The 18,492-nt window shown below is 72.3% G+C and carries 18 protein-coding genes and 1 pseudogene; 16 read left to right on the top strand and 3 right to left on the bottom strand.

Annotation, left to right across the window (positions count from 1 at the left end; genetic code table 11):
- Window positions 1-2: 2 nt before the first annotated feature.
- From ACH4T9_RS13695 to ACH4T9_RS13620, 16 genes and pseudogenes are all read left to right on the top strand, one after another.
- On the top strand, window positions 3-878 hold the full coding sequence (locus ACH4T9_RS13695) for a branched-chain amino acid ABC transporter permease (RefSeq protein ID WP_396671378.1): 876 nt from the start codon (window positions 3-5) through the stop codon (window positions 876-878).
- Window positions 875-1,852, top strand: a complete 978-nt coding sequence (locus ACH4T9_RS13690) for a branched-chain amino acid ABC transporter permease (RefSeq protein ID WP_396671377.1) — start codon at window positions 875-877, stop codon at window positions 1,850-1,852. The genes ACH4T9_RS13695 and ACH4T9_RS13690 overlap by 4 nt, the downstream gene beginning before the upstream one ends.
- A complete protein-coding gene (locus ACH4T9_RS13685) occupies window positions 1,842-2,621 on the top strand; it encodes an ABC transporter ATP-binding protein (RefSeq protein WP_396671376.1) in 780 nt (259 codons plus the stop codon). The genes ACH4T9_RS13690 and ACH4T9_RS13685 overlap by 11 nt, the downstream gene beginning before the upstream one ends.
- Complete coding sequence (locus ACH4T9_RS13680; RefSeq protein WP_396671375.1) at window positions 2,618-3,334, top strand: ABC transporter ATP-binding protein; 717 nt, start codon at window positions 2,618-2,620, stop codon at window positions 3,332-3,334. Before ACH4T9_RS13685 ends, ACH4T9_RS13680 begins: the two co-directional genes overlap by 4 nt.
- A gap of 60 nt (window positions 3,335-3,394) precedes the next feature.
- Window positions 3,395-4,048: pseudogene (locus tag ACH4T9_RS13675) on the top strand (NAD(P)-dependent oxidoreductase); the annotation flags it as partial.
- Window positions 4,049-4,099: 51 nt separating this feature from the next.
- A complete protein-coding gene (locus ACH4T9_RS13670) occupies window positions 4,100-5,299 on the top strand; it encodes a thiolase family protein (RefSeq protein ID WP_396671479.1) in 1,200 nt (399 codons plus the stop codon).
- Window positions 5,296-6,522: an acyl-CoA dehydrogenase family protein gene (locus tag ACH4T9_RS13665; RefSeq protein WP_396671374.1), complete on the top strand. Its 1,227-nt coding sequence runs from the start codon at window positions 5,296-5,298 to the stop codon at window positions 6,520-6,522. Before ACH4T9_RS13670 ends, ACH4T9_RS13665 begins: the two co-directional genes overlap by 4 nt.
- Window positions 6,523-6,539: 17 nt before the next feature.
- On the top strand, window positions 6,540-7,370 hold the full coding sequence (locus ACH4T9_RS13660; protein WP_396686829.1) for an IclR family transcriptional regulator: 831 nt from the start codon (window positions 6,540-6,542) through the stop codon (window positions 7,368-7,370).
- Complete coding sequence (locus ACH4T9_RS13655; protein WP_396671372.1) at window positions 7,367-8,137, top strand: SDR family NAD(P)-dependent oxidoreductase; 771 nt, start codon at window positions 7,367-7,369, stop codon at window positions 8,135-8,137. The genes ACH4T9_RS13660 and ACH4T9_RS13655 overlap by 4 nt, the downstream gene beginning before the upstream one ends.
- Before the next feature lie 10 nt (window positions 8,138-8,147).
- Window positions 8,148-9,287: an acyl-CoA dehydrogenase family protein gene (locus ACH4T9_RS13650; protein ID WP_396671371.1), complete on the top strand. Its 1,140-nt coding sequence runs from the start codon at window positions 8,148-8,150 to the stop codon at window positions 9,285-9,287.
- Between the two features lie 11 nt (window positions 9,288-9,298).
- A complete protein-coding gene (locus ACH4T9_RS13645) occupies window positions 9,299-10,456 on the top strand; it encodes a CaiB/BaiF CoA transferase family protein (RefSeq protein WP_396671478.1) in 1,158 nt (385 codons plus the stop codon).
- Window positions 10,457-10,460: 4 nt separating this feature from the next.
- Window positions 10,461-11,258 (top strand): enoyl-CoA hydratase/isomerase family protein, encoded by a 798-nt coding sequence (locus ACH4T9_RS13640; protein WP_396671370.1) that lies wholly within the window; start codon window positions 10,461-10,463, stop codon window positions 11,256-11,258.
- Window positions 11,255-12,361 carry an acyl-CoA dehydrogenase family protein gene (locus ACH4T9_RS13635; protein ID WP_396671369.1) on the top strand — a complete coding sequence of 369 codons (1,107 nt, stop codon included), beginning with the start codon at window positions 11,255-11,257 and terminating at the stop codon, window positions 12,359-12,361. Before ACH4T9_RS13640 ends, ACH4T9_RS13635 begins: the two co-directional genes overlap by 4 nt.
- Window positions 12,358-13,863 carry a class I adenylate-forming enzyme family protein gene (locus ACH4T9_RS13630; RefSeq protein ID WP_396671368.1) on the top strand — a complete coding sequence of 502 codons (1,506 nt, stop codon included), beginning with the start codon at window positions 12,358-12,360 and terminating at the stop codon, window positions 13,861-13,863. Before ACH4T9_RS13635 ends, ACH4T9_RS13630 begins: the two co-directional genes overlap by 4 nt.
- Window positions 13,853-14,773 (top strand): acyl-CoA dehydrogenase family protein, encoded by a 921-nt coding sequence (locus ACH4T9_RS13625; protein WP_396671367.1) that lies wholly within the window; start codon window positions 13,853-13,855, stop codon window positions 14,771-14,773. Before ACH4T9_RS13630 ends, ACH4T9_RS13625 begins: the two co-directional genes overlap by 11 nt.
- The gene (locus ACH4T9_RS13620) at window positions 14,770-15,963 is read left to right on the top strand and encodes a thiolase family protein (protein ID WP_396671366.1); all 1,194 of its coding nucleotides are present in this window, start codon (window positions 14,770-14,772) and stop codon (window positions 15,961-15,963) included. The genes ACH4T9_RS13625 and ACH4T9_RS13620 overlap by 4 nt, the downstream gene beginning before the upstream one ends.
- An 81-nt stretch (window positions 15,964-16,044) precedes the next feature.
- Here ACH4T9_RS13620 and ACH4T9_RS13615 read toward each other — a convergent pair whose 3' ends face one another.
- The 3 genes from ACH4T9_RS13615 to ACH4T9_RS13605 form a co-directional block, all read right to left on the bottom strand.
- Window positions 16,045-16,983 carry an alpha/beta hydrolase gene (locus ACH4T9_RS13615; RefSeq protein ID WP_396671365.1) on the bottom strand — a complete coding sequence of 313 codons (939 nt, stop codon included), beginning with the start codon at window positions 16,981-16,983 and terminating at the stop codon, window positions 16,045-16,047.
- Window positions 16,984-17,158: 175 nt separating this feature from the next.
- Window positions 17,159-17,848 carry an acyltransferase family protein gene (locus ACH4T9_RS13610; RefSeq protein WP_396671364.1) on the bottom strand — a complete coding sequence of 230 codons (690 nt, stop codon included), beginning with the start codon at window positions 17,846-17,848 and terminating at the stop codon, window positions 17,159-17,161.
- 8 nt (window positions 17,849-17,856) lie between these two features.
- Complete coding sequence (locus ACH4T9_RS13605; RefSeq protein ID WP_396671363.1) at window positions 17,857-18,414, bottom strand: acyltransferase family protein; 558 nt, start codon at window positions 18,412-18,414, stop codon at window positions 17,857-17,859.
- Between the last annotated feature and the right edge of the window lie 78 nt (window positions 18,415-18,492).

The following is an 18,492-nucleotide window of genomic DNA, read 5'->3' as shown; positions in this document are numbered from 1 at the left end:
CAATGATCCCCCTACAGGTCATCGTCTCGATCATCGAGACGGGATGCTTCTTCGGTCTGCTGGCCGCGGCGATGTTCGTGGTGCGGGAGAGTTCCGGGTTCTTCAACTTCGCAATCGGCGGGTACGCGGTGTTCGCCGGGCTTGCCTCGGCGTACTTCACCAGCGTGCGGGGACTGCCCGCCGCCGCCGGAATTGTCATCGGGGTGATCGGCGCGGTGGCGCTGGCGCTGCTGACCGAGGTGCTCGTGGTGCGTCCGATGTGGAAGCCCGGCGCCAACGAGGAACTGCCGATGGTGATCGCGCTGGTGGCCACGCTGTTCGCCCTCGAACAGATCTCCGGGGTGCTGTTCGGCCGTGCCGCGCTGCCCGGGCCACAACTGGTCGGGGACGGCGCGGTACGGGTGGGCAGCGCCACGGTGACCGCGCAGGCCGCGCTGGAGGTCGGGCTGACCGCGCTGGCGTTCGGGTTGCTGCTGCTGTTCATCTACCGCACCCGGATGGGTCGGGGACTACGCGCGATCGGCGAGAACACCCCGGCCGCCATCGTCCTCGGGCTGCCGGTGCGGGCGGTACGCATCGCCTCGTTCACCCTCGCCGGGGCGCTGGCCGGCCTCGCCGGCAGCGTCTTCGCGGCGCGGTCCGGGATCATCTTCGAAAGCGCGATGGACTACACCCTCTTCGCGTTCCTGGCGCTGGTGATCGGCGGTACCGCGTCGGTGTGGGGGCCGCTGGCCGGCGGACTGATCCTGGCCACCATCCAGTCGGCCGCCATCTTCTACTTCGGCGCAGCCGCCCTGCACTACGCGACGCTCGCCGCCGCCGTGCTGTTCTTCGCCTTCCGTCCGCAGGGCATCTTCATGAAACGGGTACGGGTATGAGCGCCACTCGCCTGCGGCCCCTCGCCGAACCGGTCATCTCCGGCGTGCTGCTGATCCTCGCCGTCACCTGGGTCGGCACCGACGGGTACCGGCAGGACCTCGCCGTGCTCACCGTCACGTACGGGCTGATCGGGCTCGGCCTGTACAGCCACTTCATCATGGGCGATTCGCTGTCCATCGCGTACAACGCGTACGCGGCGATCGGCGGCTACGCGCTGGGCCTGGTCGCCACCCGGACCGGCTGGCCGCTGCTGGTGTCGCTGCCACTGGGCATCGTCGCCGCCGTACTCATCTCCGTGCTCCTGGGCCTGGCCACCCGCCGGCTCAACGGCTTCTACCTGGCTGCCGTGACGCTGCTGTTCAGCGAGGCGTTCCAGGCGTGGCTCGTCGACGCGGACGGCGTCACCGGCGGCGCCGAGGGCGTGATCCTCACCCGGTCGCTCAGCGTCTTCGGCGCGGAGCTCGGCAGGGATGAGATCGTGGTCATCGCGCTGGTGCTGATGTGGCTCGTCGCGCTGCTGCTGTCCCGGCTGCGCCGCTCGCCGTTCGGCGTCGCGCTGCGGGCCAAGGGACAGGCCGCGGTCGCCGTCGAGGCGGCCGGGGTGCCGGTGACCGCGCTGACCCTCATCTCGCTGAGCATCGGCGCCGCGATCGGATCGCTGGCCGGCGCCGTGTTCACCTCGGCGAACCTGTCGATCCTGCCGGAGTCGATCCCGGTGTCGGTGGCGTTCCTCGCGGTGTTCATCCCGTTCCTGGGCGGGCGGTCCAGCCCGTGGGGTGTGGTCATCGGTGCGCTGCTGGTCACCCAGCTCACCTTCAACCTCAACTTCTTCCAGGGTTCCGGGACGCTGCTGTTCGCCGTCGCCGTGGTGGCGGTGCTCATCTTCGCCCCGGAGGGCCTGATCGGCCTGGCCCGCGACCTGACCGGCCGGCTCGTCGGCGCTGTCAACAGAGGCGGACGCGATGAACGCTGACATCCTTTCCTGTCAAGAGCTGACCAAGTCGTACGGTGGAGTCAAGGCGGTCACCGGCGCCTCGTTCACGGTCGGTGCCGGTGAGATCGTCGGGCTGGTCGGCCCCAACGGCGCGGGCAAGAGCACGATGGTCGACCTGATCGGCGGCGAGCAGCAGCCCGACAGCGGCCGGGTGCTCGCCGGCGGGGTGCCGCTGGCCGGATCGCCGTCTCGCCGCGCCCGTCGCGCCGGACTGGCCCGTACCTATCAGTATCCGCAGGTCGCCGGCGCGCTCACGGCCCGCGACAACATCATCGTCGGTGGCCTCGCCCGGGGCATGTCCTCCGGCCTCGCACTGCTGGGAGCTGCGGCGCGAGGCGTGGTCGCCCCGGGCGGCCGGGCACTGCGCGAGGAGGCCGGCCAGATCGCCGCCCGCCTCGGGCTGCAACGGATCGACCGGTTGGCCGCCGACCTGACCCTCGGCGAGCTGCGGCTGCTGGAGGTGGCCCGCGCGCTGTTGCAGCATCCGCGCATCGCGCTGCTCGACGAGCCCTTCGCCGGGCTGGCCTCCGACGGCATCGCCGGCTTGTCCGAGTCCATCCGCACGGTCGCCGCCGACGGCACCGCCGTGCTGCTGGTCGACCACAACGTCGACATCGTGGCCTCGATGGCCGACCGGATGGTGCTGATGGCCGGCGGCACGGTCGTCTTCGACGGCGCACCCCGCGACTGCCTCGCCAGCACCGAGATGCAGGCAGTCTACTTCGGCACCGGGCAGGTGGATCGATGAGCGAGACGGGACTACGGGCCACCGAGCTGACCGTCCGGTACGGACGGGCCAGCGCGCTGAACCTCACCGGTACCGAACTGCGGGTACCGGCGGGGCGGGTGACCCTCGTGGTCGGCCCCAACGGCGCCGGCAAGAGCAGTCTGGCCCTGGCACTGTACGGCTCGGTGCCGGCGGGCGGGCAGGTGTACCTCGGCGGCCGGGACGTCTCCGCGCTGCCCACCCGGGTCCGGGCCCGGTCCGGGCTCGCCCTGGTGCCACAGGGCCGGCAGCTCTTCGCCCGGATGAGCGTCCGGGAGAACCTGATGGTCAGCGCCGAGCTGCTCCGCCTTGGCCCGGAGCGGGTGGAGCAGGCACTGGACCGCTTCCCGATCCTGCGCACCCGCGCGAACCGGCCGGCGGGCGTGCTCTCCGGCGGTGAGCAGCAGATGATGGTGGTGGCCCGGGCGCTGATGACCGACCCCAGCGTGCTGCTGCTCGACGAGATGTCCACCGGGCTGGCCCCGCTGATCGTGGACGACCTGCTGCGCACCGTGCGGGAGCTGGCCCGGTCGGGCACCGCCGTACTGCTGGCCGCACCGACCATCGGCGTGCTCGGCCAGGTCGCCGACGGCGGCGTCGTGCTGATGCGCGGCCGCGTCGTCGCCGAACACGATGACGTCGCCGAACTGGACGCCGCCTACCAGGCCGCCATGGGCGCCATCGTGGAGGGCTGAGCCGTGGCTGACGGTGCCGTGGTGGTGGGTTTCGTGGGGCTGGGCAACATCGGCCGGCCGATGGCCGGCACCCTGGCGGGCACGTTCCCGGTGGTCGTGTACGACGTGGACGCGTCGGCCGCGGCCGACGTGCCCGGTGCCCGGGTCGCGGCCTCGCTGGCCGACGTGGGCGCCGCCGCGACCGTGGTGGGCGTCGCCGTCTACGACGATGCCCAGGTCCGCGACGTGGTGACCGGGCTGCTGGCCGGGATGCGCCCGGGCGGCACGATCCTGGTGCACAGCACGATCTCGCCGGGCACCGTGCGGGACGTCGCGACCCAGGCGGGCGCGGCCGGGGTGGCGCTGCTGGACGTGGCGGTGGCCGGCGGCGACGCCCGGGCACGAAGCGGCGAACTCACCCTGATGGTCGGCGGCGACCCGGACGAGCTGGCCCGCGTCCGCCCGGTCCTCGACGCCCTGGGCAGCCAGATCCACCACGTGGGTCCGGTCGGCGCGGGACTGGCCGCCAAGCTGGCCAACAACCTGGCGCTGCACGTCGGGTTCCAGGTGCTGGAGGAGGCCCTGGCGCTGGGCGGCGACGCGGGCGTCGGCGAGGCGGCGCTGCTGGAGGTGCTGAACTCCGGCACCGGGCAGTCCTGGCTGACCGGCAACTTCGCCTACTACCGCCGGCAGATCCGCGAGGTGCTGCCGCCCGGCATGGTCGCCAAGGACCTGCACGCCGCCGTCGCGCTGGCCGGCGACGGCGCGGACATCCCGCTGACCCGGCTGGCCGCCGGCACCCCCTCGCGGGAGGCGGTGGTGGTGGCGGCGCTGCGGACCCCGCTGGGCCGCCGCCGGGGCAAGCTGAGCGGGGTACGCCCGGACGAGCTGCTGGCCTACACCCTGCGCCGGCTCGTGCAGCGGGCCGGCATCGCGCCGGACACGGTGGACGACGTGATCGCCGGTTGCGTCAACGCGGTCGGTGAGCAGGGGCGCAACATCGCCCGGGTGGCCGCGCTGGCCGCCGGCCTGCCGGTCACGGTGCCCGGCGTGACGGTCAACCGGATGTGCGGTTCCAGCCAGCAGGCGCTGCACTTCGCGGCGCACGCGGTGCTGAGTGGCCAGCAGCGGATGGTGATCGCCGCCGGCGTCGAGTCGATGTCCCGGGTACCGCTGGGCGCCGACGCGGCGGGCGTCACCCCACCGGGCGCGGTGACCGGCCGGTACGCGCTGGTGGACCAGGGCGTGGCGGCGGACCGGATCGCCGCGCGCTGGCACCTGGACCGGGCCGAGCTGGACGCCTTCGCCCTGGCCAGCCACCGCAACGCCGAGGCGGCCTGGCGGGACGGCCGGTTCGCCGACGAGTGCGTGCCGGTGCCCGCCGACCTCACCGCGGCGCTGCTCTCCGGCGGGCAGCCCGACGCCGGCTGGCTCATCGAGCGTGACGAGGGCATCCGGCCCGACACCTCGCTGGCGGCCCTGGCCGCGCTGGAGCCCGCCTTCGGCACGGACGGCGTACACCACGCCGGCAACTCCAGCCAGCTCACCGACGGCGCGGCGGCCGTGCTGGTCTGCGACGGCGCCGAGGCGCGACGGCTCGGCCTGGCACCGCTGGCCCGGATCGTGGCCACCGAGGTCGTCGGCGTGGACACCGATCTGATGCTGCACGGCGTCATTCCGGTGACCCGGCGCATCCTGGAGCGCACCGGACTGACCCTTGCCGACATCGACCTGTACGAGGTCAACGAGGCGTTCGCCAGCGTCCCCCTGGCCTGGCTGCGGGAGACCGGCGCCGATCCCGGGCGACTCAACGTCAACGGTGGCGCCATCGCGCTGGGCCACCCCACCGGGTGCTCGGGCGCCCGGCTGGCCACCACCCTGCTGTACGAGCTGCGCCGCCGGGGTGGCCGGTACGGGTTGCAGGTCATGTGCGTCGGATACGGGATGGCCACCGCGACGCTCTACGAACGGATTGGTGAGGCATGAGCGAGCTGCTGTCGGCGCAGAACCGGGAGATCCTGGACGGGCTGCGCGACTTCCTGAACGCGGAGGTCCTCGCCCGCCACCGCGAGGCCGGTGCGCTGCTGTCCGACCCGCGCCAGCGGTACGGGCCGGACGGCCGGCACGTCGCCGCCGTCGAGGAGCACCGCCGCGCGGTCCGGATGGCCTCGGCCCGCGCCGGGTACTACACGATGTGCGTTCCCGAGGACCTGGGCGGCGGTGGGCAGGGCGCGGTCACCATGTACGCGGCGTGGGAGCTCATCAACCGGCTCTGCGGCAGCGGCGGCTGGCTGGGCAGCGAGGTGGTGGCGCACTGGGCCACCGGACCGAGCGTGGTGTTCGGCCGCGCCGGGCAGCGGCTGCGGGACGCCTTCCTGGGCTCCCTGCTCTCCGGCGAGCAGACCATGTGCTTCGCGATGTCCGAGCCCGGCGCCGGCTCGGACGTGTGGCAGATGTCGACCCGGGCGGTACCGGAGGCCGGCGGCTGGCGGCTCACCGGCGTCAAGCAGTGGATCTCCAACGGGCCGCATGCCGACCTGGCCATCGTCTTCGCGGTCACCGATCCCGAGAGGGCGCGGGCCAGGGCGGGCGGCATCTCGGCGTTCCTGGTACCGACCGACGCGCCGGGATTCCAGGTGGACAGCGTCATCGGACTGTATGGCCAGATGGGCGGCGAGCATGCCATCCTGTCGATGAACGAGGTGCGCGTCGAGGACTGGCAGCTGTTCGGCGAGCCGGGCGGCGGGCTGTCGCTCGGGCTGGACGGCATCGCCACCGGCCGGCTGTACAACACGGCGAAGGGCGTCGGGCTGGCCCGTTGGGCGCTGGGCCTGGCGGTCGACTTCGCCACCGAGCGGGAGACGTTCGGCACCCGGCTGTTCGACAACCAGGGCATCTCGTTCCCGCTGGCCGATGCCGCCACCCGGATCCACGCGGCACACCTCATGGGACTGCACGCCGCCGAACTGGTCGACGCCGGGCGTCCCGCCCTGACCGAGGTGGCGATGGCCAAGTTGTTCGCCACGGAGATGGCCACCGATGTCATCGACCGGGCCATGCAGACGCTGGGCGGAATGGGCATCACCACCGAGGTGGGGCTCGCAAAGGCGTGGCAGAGCATGCGGACGGTTCAGATCGCGGACGGCTCTTCGGAGATACTCAAGCGGCTCATCTCACGGCGCCTGGCCAATGGAGAGATGAGCAGATGAGTCGAGGTGACGCTGCCATGACCGAGGAATATCGGGTTCCCGCCATCGAACGGGCCGTACGGGTGCTGCGGCTGCTTGCGGCGCAGGATTCAATGTCGCTGGCGAAAACGGTGGAAGCCACCGGCATGAACAAGAGCACCACCTATTACATCCTGCGCACCCTGCTGGCCGAGAATCTCGTCCAGTACGACGACACCGGTCAGGGCTACCAACTCGGCCCCGCGCTGGTCGAACTCGGTGCCGCCGCGGCCAACCAGATGAACGACGTCAGCATCGCCAAGCGCAGCCTGGCCAAACTGCTGGACCAGATGAACGCCACGATCGTGCTGTACCGGCGGATCAGCCTGACGGAGATCATCCTGGTCGACAAGCTGGAGCGCCCGCACCGGGTACGCATCACCCTGCAGGTCGGCACGCCGGTGCCGATCCAGGGCGGCTCGTTCGGCCGGGTCTTCCTCGCCTACGACCAGCCCTCGCAGGTCAATGCCGCGCTGGCCACCGGGCTCCAACTGTTCACCAGCAAGAGCGTCGCCCGCAAGGAGATCTTCCTGCGCGACCTGGAACGGGTGCGCGAGCAGGGCTTCGCGGTCGACCACGAGGGCTACGCGCTGGGCGTCAGCACCGTCGCTGCGCCGATATTCGGGCCGGACGGGCAGATTCGGCTGGTCGCCGCCGCCGTGGCTTTCACCAGTGAGATGGACGAACAACAATCCGCCTTGTACGGGCGTCTGCTGCGCGAATGCTGCGAGCGGATCACGAAAATGCTCGCCGGTCGCACCGAACTCGTCGGTCAGGACGAGTCCTGGGCCGACCACCAACCTCCGAAGGACAGGGAGTACCGCACATGACGGCTACGGCCTCGGTTTCAACACAGACGCTCCGCGGTCAGGTAGCCGTGGTCACCGGTGGGGCGGGCGGGCTGGGCCTGGCCATCAGCCGGGAACTCGGGATGGCCGGCGCCATTGTGATCGTCGCCGACATCGCCGCCGAACCCGCCGCCCGCAGTGCCGAACAGCTCGCCGCGGATGGCGTCGACGCACATCCGCACGTGCTGGACGTGACGTCCCGGCAGAGCATCGACGCGATGGCCGCCGAGGTGAATGCCCGCCACGGCCGCATCGACATCCTGGTCAACAACGCCGGCTTCCCGGTGGACCGGCCGCTGGTGTCCATGAGTGACGAGGACTGGCACCAGGTGCTCAACGTATGCCTGTACGGCACCTTCGCGTGCAGCCGGGCGGTGGCGCCAGGCATGATCGAGCGCGGCTACGGACGGCTCATCAACATCAGCTCCCGCGCGTACCTGGGCAACCCGGGGCAGGCGAACTACGCGGCGGCCAAGGCCGGCATCGTCGGCCTGACCCGTACGCTGGCCAAGGAGCTCGGCAAGCACAACATCACGGTCAACGCGATCGCCCCCGGCCTGATCGCCACCGAGACCGTCCGCCGGCACCCGAAGTTCGACGCCATCGCGGAACGGGCGCAGCGCGCCAACTCGATCCGCCGCCTCGGCACCCCCGAGGACATCTCCGCCGCCGCGCTGTACCTCGCCTCGCCGGCCGCCTCGTTCGTCACCGGGGACGTGCTGCACGTCACCGGCGGCCGGTTCAGCTGAGGCGGCGGCGATGGACGTCATGCTGAGTGAGGACGAGCGGCTGCTGCGCGACAGCGTGCGCTCGTACCTCGACGCGAAGATCGCACCGATCGTGACCGAACACGAACGCGCGCGCACCTTCCCCTGGCATCGGTTGGCCGAGCTGTACGAGTTCGGGTACGTACGCGGCGTGGTGCCGGAGGCGGACGGCGGCGACGGCGCCAGCCACATGGTGCAGGCCCTGCTGATGCAGGAGGCCGGCCGCTGCTGGGGTTCGCTGCGCACCACCCTCAACGTGCAGAGCATGGTGGCCCGGGTACTGAGCACGGCCGGCACGCCCGAGCAGAAGGAGCGGTTCCTTCGGCCGCTGCTGGCCGGGCAACGGTTCGGCTGGTTCGCGCTCACCGAACCCGACGCGGGTTCCGACGCCGGCGCGCTGCGCACCACCGCCCGGCGCGACGGGGACGACTACGTCATCAACGGGCAGAAGCTCTACATCACCAACGCCCTGGCCGGCGACTTCGGGGTCGTGCTGGCCCGGGTGCCGGACACCGGCGAGGTCAGCGCGTTCCTGGTCGACCGGACGGAGTCGGAGTACCAGGCCCACGACATCCCGCACATGCCGCTGCGGGCCACGACCAGCTGCGAACTGGTCTTCGACCAGACCCGGATTCCGGCGACCAACCTGCTCGGCGAGCTGGGCCGGGGGCTGTCCCTGGCGATGTCCGGCGTCAACCTGGGCCGGTTGAACATGGCCATGGGCGCGGTCGGGCTGGCCCAGGCGTGCCTGGAGTCCTGCGTGGACTTCGCCCGTACCCGGGAACAGTTCGGCCGCCCGATCGCCGGTTTCCAGCTGGTGCAGGAGATGGTGGTGCAGGTCGCCACGCTCACCGAGACCGCCCGGCTGCTGGGCTACCAGGCGGCCCGCACGCTCGACGCCGGGCTGCCGGGCCGGTACGAGTGCTCGATGGCCAAGTACTACTGCGGCGAGGCGGCCGGTCAGGCGGCGACGCTCGCGTTGCAGGTGCACGGCGGGGCCGGGTTGATGGAGGAGTCCCCGGTGGAGCGCTACTTCCGTGACGCACGGGAGGCGACCATCCCCGAGGGCACCAGCCAGATCCAGATCCTGCACCTGGGCAAGCACCTGCTCGGGGTGTCGGCACTGCGATGAACTCAGCACACATCGGAGGAGATGTCATGTCCGGGCCGCTGCAGGGGGTACGGGTCATCGAGGTGGCGGCGCTGGGCCCGGTGCCGTTCGCCGGGATGCTGCTGGCCGACATGGGCGCCGAGGTGATCCGGGTCGACCGGGTGGGCGCCCCCGCGCCGGGTGCGGGAGCGAGCGTCGAGACGGATCCGCGGCACCGGCACCGGCGCACCGTGGCACTGGACCTCAAGCGGTCCGAGGGCGTGGACCTGTTGCTGCGCCTCGTGGAGGGCGCCGACGTGCTGATGGAGGGAATGCGGCCCGGCGTGATGGAGCGGCTGGGCGCCGGCCCGCAACTCTGCCAGGAACGCAGTCCGGGGCTGATCTACGCGCGGATGACCGGCTGGGGGCAGGACGGGCCGCTGGCCCAGCGGGCCGGGCACGACATCAACTACATCGGGATCGCCGGAGCGCTGCACCCGATGGGGCCGGCCGAGCTGCCACCGCCGGTGCCGTTGAACCTGGTCGGCGACTTCGGCGGCGGCGCGATGTACCTGGCCTTCGGCATCGCCTGCGCGCTGCGGGAACGGGAGCGCTCAGGGGTCGGGCAGGTCATCGATGCGGCCATGGTGGACGGTGCGGTCTCGCTGACCGCGATGTTCCACGGGATGCTGGCCGCCGGCACCTGGTCGGACCGGCGGGAGAGCAACGTGCTCGACGGCTCGGCGCACTTCTACCGCACGTACCGCACCGGCGACGGTGGCTTCATGGCGGTCGGCGCGATCGAGCCGCAGTTCTACGCCCAGCTGCTGTCCGGGCTCGGGGTGGCCGCCGCGGACTTCCCGCAGCACGACCGGGAGCGCTGGCCCACGCTGGCCGCCGCGTTCGCCCGGATCTTCGCCACCCGCACCCGGGACGAGTGGACCATGGTGTTCGACGGTACCGACGCCTGTGTCACACCGGTGCTGTCGATGGCCGAGGCCGCCGCTCACCCGCATCTGGCCGCCCGGGGCACGCTGGTGCCGGTCGCGGGTACGCCCCAGCCGGCACCCGCGCCGCGGTTCTCCCGGACCGCGGCGGTGCCGCCGGGCCCGCCGGTCGGGTACGGCCGGCACACCGACGAGCTGCTCACCGGCCTCGGACTGTCCGTGGCAGACATCGAACGGCTGCGCGCCGAGCGGATCGTGGGTTAGCGACATGACGAACGAGGACATCGAGTACGACGAGCGCGACGGCATCGCCACCATCCGGCTCAACCGCCCGGAGGTGGGCAACGCGCTGTCCCGGCGGATGCGGCCCCGGCTGCGCGAGTTGTGGGCGAAGGTACGCGACGACCCATCGGTACGGGTGGTGATCGTCACCGGCACCGGGGACCGGCACTTCTGCACCGGCGCCGACGTCCGCGAGGTTGCCGACGCCGGTACGACCTCGTCCGGGCACGGCACGGTGGCCGAGGACATCGTCTGGTCGCCGTTGCAGAACCAGGTGTGGAAGCCCGTCATCTGCGCCGTGAACGGGTTGGCCGCCGGAGGTGGGCTGCACTTCGTCGCGGACGCCGACGTCGTCGTGGCCGCCGAGCATGCCCAGTTCATGGACACCCATGTCAGCGTCGGGCAGGTCGGTGCGGTGGAGAACATCGGGCTGGCCCGCCGCCTGCCGCTGGGCACGGTGCTGCGGATGACGCTGGCGGGCAGGGGCTTCCGGCTCGACGCGACCCGCGCGTACCAGCTCGGTCTGGTCGACGAACTGGTGCCGGCGGCCGGCCTGATGGACGCCGCGCGGGAGCTGGCCGCGGCCATCGCCGCCAACTCCCCGAGTGCCGTGTCGCGCTCGAAGCAGGCCATCTGGGGTGCCGCCGAGCGGCCACACCAGGAGGCCCTGGAGTACGGCTGGGAACTGGCCCGCCGGCAGTGGACCCACCCCGACTTCATCGAGGGTGCGCGCGCCTTCGTGCAGAAGCGCCCCCCACAGTGGGATGTCGAGGTGCCGGCATGAGGTGGGCCTTCACCGCCGATCAGGAACGCCTGCGCGACGAGGTGCGGGTCTTCCTGGCCGAACACGCGCACAGGCGCGACCCGATGCAGTACTTCCACGGCCGTGGCGGCGCCAGCCGCGAGCTGTACCGCGAGCTCGGCCGGCGCGGCTGGCTACGGCTGGCCTGGCCGCGTGAGTGGGGCGGGCAGGGCGCGCGGCCCTCCACCGAGTTCATCGTCTGGGACGAGCTGGCCTACGCCCGCGCGGTCCGCCCCGACCTGGCCGCCGGGATCGTCGCGAAGACCATCATCGGGCACGGCACCGACGAGCAACGGGCCCGCTTCCTGCCCGGCATCGGCCTCGGCGAGATCAGCTTCGCGTTGGGATACTCGGAGCCGGAAGCCGGATCGGACCTGGCCGGGGTGCGCACCCGGGCGGTACCCGACGGCGACGGGTACCGGGTCACCGGCGAGAAGCGGTGGACCTCCGACGCGCACAACTCCGACTACCTGTGGCTGCTGTGCCGCACCCAGGAAAACGGTCACACCCTGCTGATGCTCGACCTCACCGCGCCCGGGGTGCAGATCCGGCCGATCGACACCATCGACGGGCACCGGCTCAACGAGGTGAGCCTCGACGACGTGTACGTGCCGCAGGAGAACCGGATCGGCGCCGAAGGCGAGGCGTGGCGGCTGATCCGGGCCGCGCTGGCCGTCGAGCGGCATCTGATGGTGCTGCCCGGACGGGTCCGGCGCGACTTCGAGGATCTGCTGCGCTTCTCGGCCGAGCGGGGCTGGTCGGCCGATGCCCGGACCCGCGCCGACATCGCCGACATCGCGCTCGACGTGGCCGAGGTGGAGGTTACGGCCATGAGCACCCTCGCGGCCCTGGAGGCAGGCCACGACGGCGCCGCGCAGGCGGCGAGGGCGAAGCTGCTGGGCAGCAGGACCCTGCAACGCATCGCGCGGCTGCCGTTCGACGTCGGCGATGCCGGGGCCGCCCGCACCGGCACGCCGAGTTTCCTGTGGCACGAGACCTTCATGGAGACCATCGCCGGAGGCACCTCGGAAATCATGCTGGGCGTGCTGGCCCGCGAGGCGCTCGGGCTGGGAGGACGTCGATGACCGGGTACCTGGACGTGCTCGCCGACCACGCGCGGCACGCGCCGAACGCGCCGGCGCTGATCGACCCGGTCGGCGAGTACACCTACGCGGAGCTGTGGACCGCGATCGAGGAGCACGCCGCCGCGCTGCGTGCCCTCGGCGTCGTACCCGGCGACCGGGTGGTCACCGCACTGACGCCCGGCGCCCCGCATCTGGCCGCGTTGTTCGGGGTGATGGCCGCCGGGGCGGTCGCGGTGCCGCTGAACATCCGGCTCGCCCCGCCCGAGGCGTACGCCTTCCTGGCCCCGCTCCGCCCGGCCCAGTTGCTGGCCGCCGAACCCGACGCCGAGCTGGCGGCCCGGCTGGGCTGCGGCCTGGCCACGCTGCCCTCGGCCGGCGCTCCCGGGTCGTTGACCGACCGGATGTCGCTGACCGTCGTGACGCCGGCCCCGTCGTCGCCCGCGTTCCGCGACGAGACGGCCGCGATGATCATCGGTACCGGCGGCACCACCGGCGAACCGAAGGGCGCCACCTGGACCCATGCGGCGCTGTACCAGTACGCCGCGTCCTGCCAGGCGCAGATGGACATCCGGCGCACCGACGTGGAGCTGTACTTCTCCCCGTTCTTTCACATCGCGGTCGCCACGATCGTGTTCTCGACCCTGTTCGCGGGCGGCACCGCCTGGCTGCTGCCGCGCTTCGACGAGGCCGCTGTCCTCGACGCGCTCGCCACCGGCCGGCCCACCCGGCTGTTCGGCGCACCCACCGCACTGCTGCGGCTGCTGGAGCACCCCGGCTTCGGCGCGGAGCACGGTGCCTCGATCCGCCGGGTGCTGTTCGGCTCCACCGCCAGCGTGCCCGCCTTCCCCGGTCGGCTGCGCGCCGCGTTCCCGCGGGCCCAGCTGATCACCGGGTACGGCGCCACCGAGTTCGGCGCGGTGGCCCGGATCCGCTCCTGGGAACAGGAGGACGGCGTCGACCGGGGGCTGGGCCGCCCGGTGCCGGGCGCGTCGATCCGCATCGTCGACGACGCCGGCCACGACGTGCCCCGGGGCAGCGTCGGTGAGGTGCTGGTCCGCGCGCCGTGGCAGATGTCTGGGTACTGGGCGCGGCCGGAACAGACCCGGGCCACGGCGGTCGACGGTGCGATCCGCTCCGGCGACCTCGGCCGGCTCGACGGGGACGGCTTCCTCCACCTGGCCGGCCGCGCCAAAGACATGATCATCTCTGGGGGTGAGAACGTCTTTCCGATCGAGGTGGAGAACGTGATCGCCCGGCATCCGCAGGTGCACCAGGCTGCGGTGTTCGGCGTGGACGACCCGCTGTGGGGCGAACGGGTGGAGGCCGCCGTCGTGCCACACCCCGGCGGCGGCGTGGATCCCGAAGGGCTGCGTGAGCACTGCCGCGCCGAACTGGCCGGGTACAAGGTGCCCCGCCGGTTCCACGTGCTCGACGAGCTGCCGGTGACCCCGGCGATGAAGGTGGACAAACGTGCCCTACGGGAGGTCACCCGTGACGCTTGAGGTGGACTACGGCCAGCAGCCGCGCGAGTTCGCGGAGGCGGTACGCGCGCTGTGCCGGCGCCATGAGGAAGGTTGGCGCCACCTGCCCGGCGACGGGTTTCCCGAGCAGACCTGGCAGGACCTCGCCGACATCGGGTTCCTCGGTCTCGCAGCCGAGGGCACCGAAGTGGCCGGCGAGATCGCCGCCGTCATGGAGGAGCTGGGTGGACTCGGCTGCCCCGGCCCGCTCTGGGAAACCGTCCTGGCGACCCGTGCCGCCGCCGAACCGCCGGCGGACGGCATCGCCACCGTGGGTACCGGCGGCCCGCTGCCCTGGGGACACCGGGCCACCGTGTTCTTCGCACTCACCGACGACGGCCTCTGGGAGTGTGAGCCGGTCGGCGAGGCGGTGCCGACACCGATGCTCACCGGTGAGCTGTGGGCCGAGGTGCCGCTGGCACCCCGCCGGCGCGTCCCCGACGAGTGCGGCGCGCTCGCCCTGGGCGACCTGGCGCTCGCCGCGCAACTCGTCGGAGCCGGTGCCCGGCTGGTTCGGGACGCCGCCGAGTACGTGGCCGGCCGCCACCAGTTCCGCCGGCCGCTGGGCGACTTCCAGGGCGTGGCCTTCCCGCTCGCCGAGGCCGACATCGGACTGGCCGCCGCGCGGGCCCTGACCAGCCGGGCCGCGTCCCGCCTGGCGGACGGCAGTGCGGACGCCGCGTGGGCCGCCCGCGCCGCCGTCCTTTCCGCCGCCCGCGCGGCCCGTACCGCCACATACCACACCTTTCAGGCGTACGGCGCGATGGCGTTCACCGAAGAGGGCGGCGTGGCCTGGTACGGGCGGCGCGTCGCGCAGCTGCGCACCCAGGCGCTGACCCCGTACCGCAGAGCGGCGTGGACCGCCGACGTCTTCGAGAGGAACTCCCCATGACCGACGACGTTGTCGTTCTCGCCACGGCCCGTACCCCGTTCGGCCGCTTCGGCGGCGCCCTTCGTGACCTGCCCCTGCCCGACCTCGGCGTGATCCCGGTGGGTGCCGTGCTGCACCGCGCCGGGCTGACCGGCGCGGACGTCGACGAGTTGGCGTTCGGGGTGAACTTCCCCGGCTCCGAGCGTTCGGTGGCCCGGCAGGTGCTGCTACGGGCCGGCATCCCCGAGGAGAAGGTCGCGTACACCGTCGACCGGGCCTGCTGCTCGTCGCTCGCGGCGATCACGCTGACCAGCCGGGGACTGCGGCTCAACGACACCGCGCTGAGCGTCGCCGGCGGCGTGGAGAACCTGAGCCGGGTGCCGTACTTCGTGCACGCGGCCCGCTTCGGAAACCGGATCGGCGACATCGTGCTCACCGACCAACTCGTCGTCGCCTGCCCGCACACGGGGGTACCCCGGGCCGTGCAGGCCGGCGTCGAGGCCACCGAGTACGGGGTGGACCGCGCCGAACAGGACGACTGGGCGCTGCGCAGCCAGCAACGGTACGCGGACGCCCTGGCCCGTGGCTGCTTCGCCGACGAGATCGTGCCGGTGGACGTGCCGGACCGGACCGGCCGCCCGGTACGGCTGGCCGCCGACGAGGCGCCGCGGCCCGACACCACAGCACAGCGACTGGCCGCGCTGCCGACGGTCTACGACAGCGCCACGGTGACGGCGGGCAACGCGCCCAACATGAGTACCGGCGCGGTGGCCCTGGTGCTGGCCAGTACGGCGGAGGCGGCGCGGCGCGGCACCACCGGCCTGGCCACCATCGGCGCGTGCACCCAGGTGTCGGGCGATCCGCAGCGCTTGGCGTCGATGCCTGCGCGGGCGGCCCAACGGGCGCTGGCCCGGGCCGGTCTGACCCTCGATGACATCGACCTGATCGAGGTCAACGAGGCGTTCGCGGCGGTGCCTCTGGTCACGACGCTTGCCTTGACGGATGGGGACCGGGGCAGGGCGCTGCGGCTGCGCGAGCGGACGAACGTCAACGGCGGCGCTGTCGCGGTCGGTCACCCCACGGGCGCTACGGGCGGCCGGTTGGTGATGACGATGATCAACGAGCTGCGTCGGCGGGGTGGGGGGAGGGGCCTGGTCGCCATCTGCGGCGGCGTCGGCGAGGCCGAGTCGGTCATCGTCACCGTCCGCTGACTTTCCCGCCTTGCTCAACTCGGGCCACCGCCGGGCGGCGGCGTGCTCCCGCGGGGTCCACGGGAGCACGCCGCCGGGCGGTCAGAGCATCCGGCGGAAGGCGGCCACCGCGTCCTGCTGCATCCGCCGCGACACAGCCGCCTCGGTCACCAGCGCGGAGCCGTGGAAGGTGGCCGGGTACAGGTGCGCCTCGGTCGGCACGCCGGCCTGGGCCAGCCGCTGGGCGTAGTGCATGCCCTCGTCGCGTACCGGATCGAACTGGCAGCTCGAGATGAACGCTGGCGGCAGCCCGGCAAGATCCTCCGCGCGGGCCGGGGCGGCGTACGGCGACACGCTCGGGTCGCCGGGCTTGACGTCGTCCCCGAGGTAGTAGCCCCAGCCCAGCTCGGCGCTGGGGCGATTCCAGATCGGGGTGTCGACGTAGGCGCGCATGGACACGCTGTCGAGCTGGTCATCGAGCACCGGGACGTCGAGGTACTGCATGGCCAACCGCGGGCCGCCGCGGTCGCGGGTCAGCAGGGTGAGGCCGGCGGCGATCCCGCCACCGGCGCTGCGGCCGTAGAGGCCCAGGCGGGTGGGGTCCACGCCGAGTTCGTCGGTGTTGCCGGCCAGCCAGCACAGCACCGCGTAGCAGTCCTCCAGGGCCGCCGGGAAGGGCTCCTCGGGCGCGAGGCGGTAGTCGACGGCGATCACCACGGCCCCGATGCCGGTGGCGAACGCGGCGGCGTCGGCGTGTTCGAGCGCTAGGTCGCCGAGCACGAAGCCGCCGCCGTGCAGGTGCAGGACGGCCGGCGCCGGCGCCGCCGCCGGCTGCGGGGTGTAGATCCGCACCGGGACGGCGGGGGCGCCGGCCGGGCCGGGCGCCGTGCGGTCCAGCACGGTAAGGCCGGTCAGGTCGGGCTGGGGAAGCTGGGCCGCGATGGCCCGCCCGACTTCGCGGGCGGCGGCGGGGTCGCGAAGGTCGAGGATGGGCAGCATCGGGACCCACGGTGCCAGCTCCGCATCAAAGGGATATGTCATGACAACCTCCACGGCCGGGACCGCTCGGAAGGCTGCCGAGCGGCGTTCGTCTTACCGACGAGCGACCGGGCAAGGATCAGACATCCTGGGTGGTACTACTTTCCGTCCTCAATCCGTCAGAGGGTGTTGATCGCGGTCCGGCACCGACCGCTCACGCGGCCGGTACCGGACCCGGTCAGCTCGCCAGCAGCAGCGCGACGCCGGCCAGCGCGCCCAGCGCGGAGAAGCCGGCCCCGATGCCCAGGGCGAGCCGTGGTGACTGCGAGACCCGCCGGGAGTACCTGATGGGGTTCTCGACGAAGTGGAAGGTCAACCAGGCCGGGGCGATCGACAGTGCGATCACCAGCAGTCCGGTGGACATCGACAGTGGTCCCCAGTACGTGGCCGCGATCGCGAGCATCGGCCAGTGCCACAGGTACAGCGAGTACGACAGCCCGCCGATCCAGCGCAGTGGCGCGATCCCGAGCAGAGTCTCCACCCCGCCCCGGGCCGTGGCGCAGCCGGCCGCGATGACCGCCGCGGTGCCTAGTACCGGCAGGGCGGCGGTGTAGCCGGGGAAGTCCATCATCGGGGTGAAGAACAGGCACGTCACCAGCACCGCCGCCAACCCGGCCCAGCCCAGCACGACAGCGACCGGCTTGGGTAGCCGGGCCCAGGCCCCGACCGACATGGCGACGCCAGCGCCGACGGCAAACTCCCAGATCCGGCTGGTGGTCTGGAAGAACGCCGGGGACTGCGCACCGACGGTGGTGGTTACCGACCAGGCCAGCGAGCCGGCGGCCAGCAGGCCCAGCGCCGTCGCCAGCACCGGCTTCAGCCGGGCGCCGGACACCTTGGCCAGCGCCACCGCCAGCAGGATGAGCAACGGCCAGATCAGGTAGTACTGCTCTTCGACGGCAAGCGACCAGAAATGCTGGACGGGGACGGCGGCATCGTCGGGTCGGGGTGCGTGAAGCGCTCGGCCAGCCGCCAGTTCAGCAGGTAGGCCACTGCGGCGACGATGTCGCCGCCGATCTGACCCCACCGGCCACGAGGCACCATCAGGAACACGAACACCGCTGCCGTCAGCAGCACCACGTTGACCGCCGGCAGCAGTCTCTTGGCCCGGCGGGCGTAGAAGTCGATCAGCGCGACCCCGCCGGTCCGGTTCTGTTCGGACAGCAGTTGGGCGGTGATGAGGTAGCCCGAGATGACGAAGAAGACGTCGACGCCGGCGAAGCCGCCGGAGAGCGCCGGCACGCCGGCGTGGAACAGCATCACCATCACCACGGCGACCGCGCGGATTCCCTCGATGTCGCCACGGAACCTGGTGTGCGGCCGGTCGGACGGGCTCGCCTGGCTCGGCTCGCCGACGGCCGGCGGTGGCGCCGGCCGTTCAGGGCCGGCGGGTTGGACGGGCGCTAAATGCGCCGGGTCGGCTGGAGCGGACATCATTCCTCCTGAGGGGCATTCAGACAGCTTGATCTAAATCTAGGAGTATGAGGCTGGCCGCATTCGTGGCCATCTTTA

The sequence above is a fragment of the Micromonospora sp. NPDC020750 genome (genome assembly GCF_044334565.1).
In the GTDB taxonomy this organism is placed as follows: Bacteria; Actinomycetota; Actinomycetes; order Mycobacteriales; family Micromonosporaceae; genus Micromonospora.
Note: the sequence above shows the minus strand (reverse complement) of the source record. Positions and strands in the feature narration are given on the sequence as shown.

Bases quoted from the DNA above. Each gene is read 5' to 3' on its own strand.
- ACH4T9_RS13650 (WP_396671371.1), top strand. From the start codon at position 8,148: ATGGACGTCATGCTGAGTGAGGACGAGCGGCTGCTGCGCGACAGCGTG.
- ACH4T9_RS13620 (WP_396671366.1), top strand. From the start codon at position 14,770: ATGACCGACGACGTTGTCGTTCTCGCCACGGCCCGTACCCCGTTCGGC.
- ACH4T9_RS13630 (WP_396671368.1), top strand. From the start codon at position 12,358: ATGACCGGGTACCTGGACGTGCTCGCCGACCACGCGCGGCACGCGCCG.
- ACH4T9_RS13695 (WP_396671378.1), top strand. From the start codon at position 3: ATGATCCCCCTACAGGTCATCGTCTCGATCATCGAGACGGGATGCTTC.
- ACH4T9_RS13660 (WP_396686829.1), top strand. From the start codon at position 6,540: ATGACCGAGGAATATCGGGTTCCCGCCATCGAACGGGCCGTACGGGTG.
- ACH4T9_RS13655 (WP_396671372.1), top strand. From the start codon at position 7,367: ATGACGGCTACGGCCTCGGTTTCAACACAGACGCTCCGCGGTCAGGTA.
- ACH4T9_RS13640 (WP_396671370.1), top strand. From the start codon at position 10,461: ATGACGAACGAGGACATCGAGTACGACGAGCGCGACGGCATCGCCACC.
- ACH4T9_RS13685 (WP_396671376.1), top strand. From the start codon at position 1,842: ATGAACGCTGACATCCTTTCCTGTCAAGAGCTGACCAAGTCGTACGGT.
- ACH4T9_RS13635 (WP_396671369.1), top strand. From the start codon at position 11,255: ATGAGGTGGGCCTTCACCGCCGATCAGGAACGCCTGCGCGACGAGGTG.
- ACH4T9_RS13605 (WP_396671363.1), bottom strand. From the start codon at position 18,414: ATGTCCGCTCCAGCCGACCCGGCGCATTTAGCGCCCGTCCAACCCGCC.
- ACH4T9_RS13680 (WP_396671375.1), top strand. From the start codon at position 2,618: ATGAGCGAGACGGGACTACGGGCCACCGAGCTGACCGTCCGGTACGGA.
- ACH4T9_RS13615 (WP_396671365.1), bottom strand. From the start codon at position 16,983: ATGACATATCCCTTTGATGCGGAGCTGGCACCGTGGGTCCCGATGCTG.
- ACH4T9_RS13665 (WP_396671374.1), top strand. From the start codon at position 5,296: ATGAGCGAGCTGCTGTCGGCGCAGAACCGGGAGATCCTGGACGGGCTG.
- ACH4T9_RS13690 (WP_396671377.1), top strand. From the start codon at position 875: ATGAGCGCCACTCGCCTGCGGCCCCTCGCCGAACCGGTCATCTCCGGC.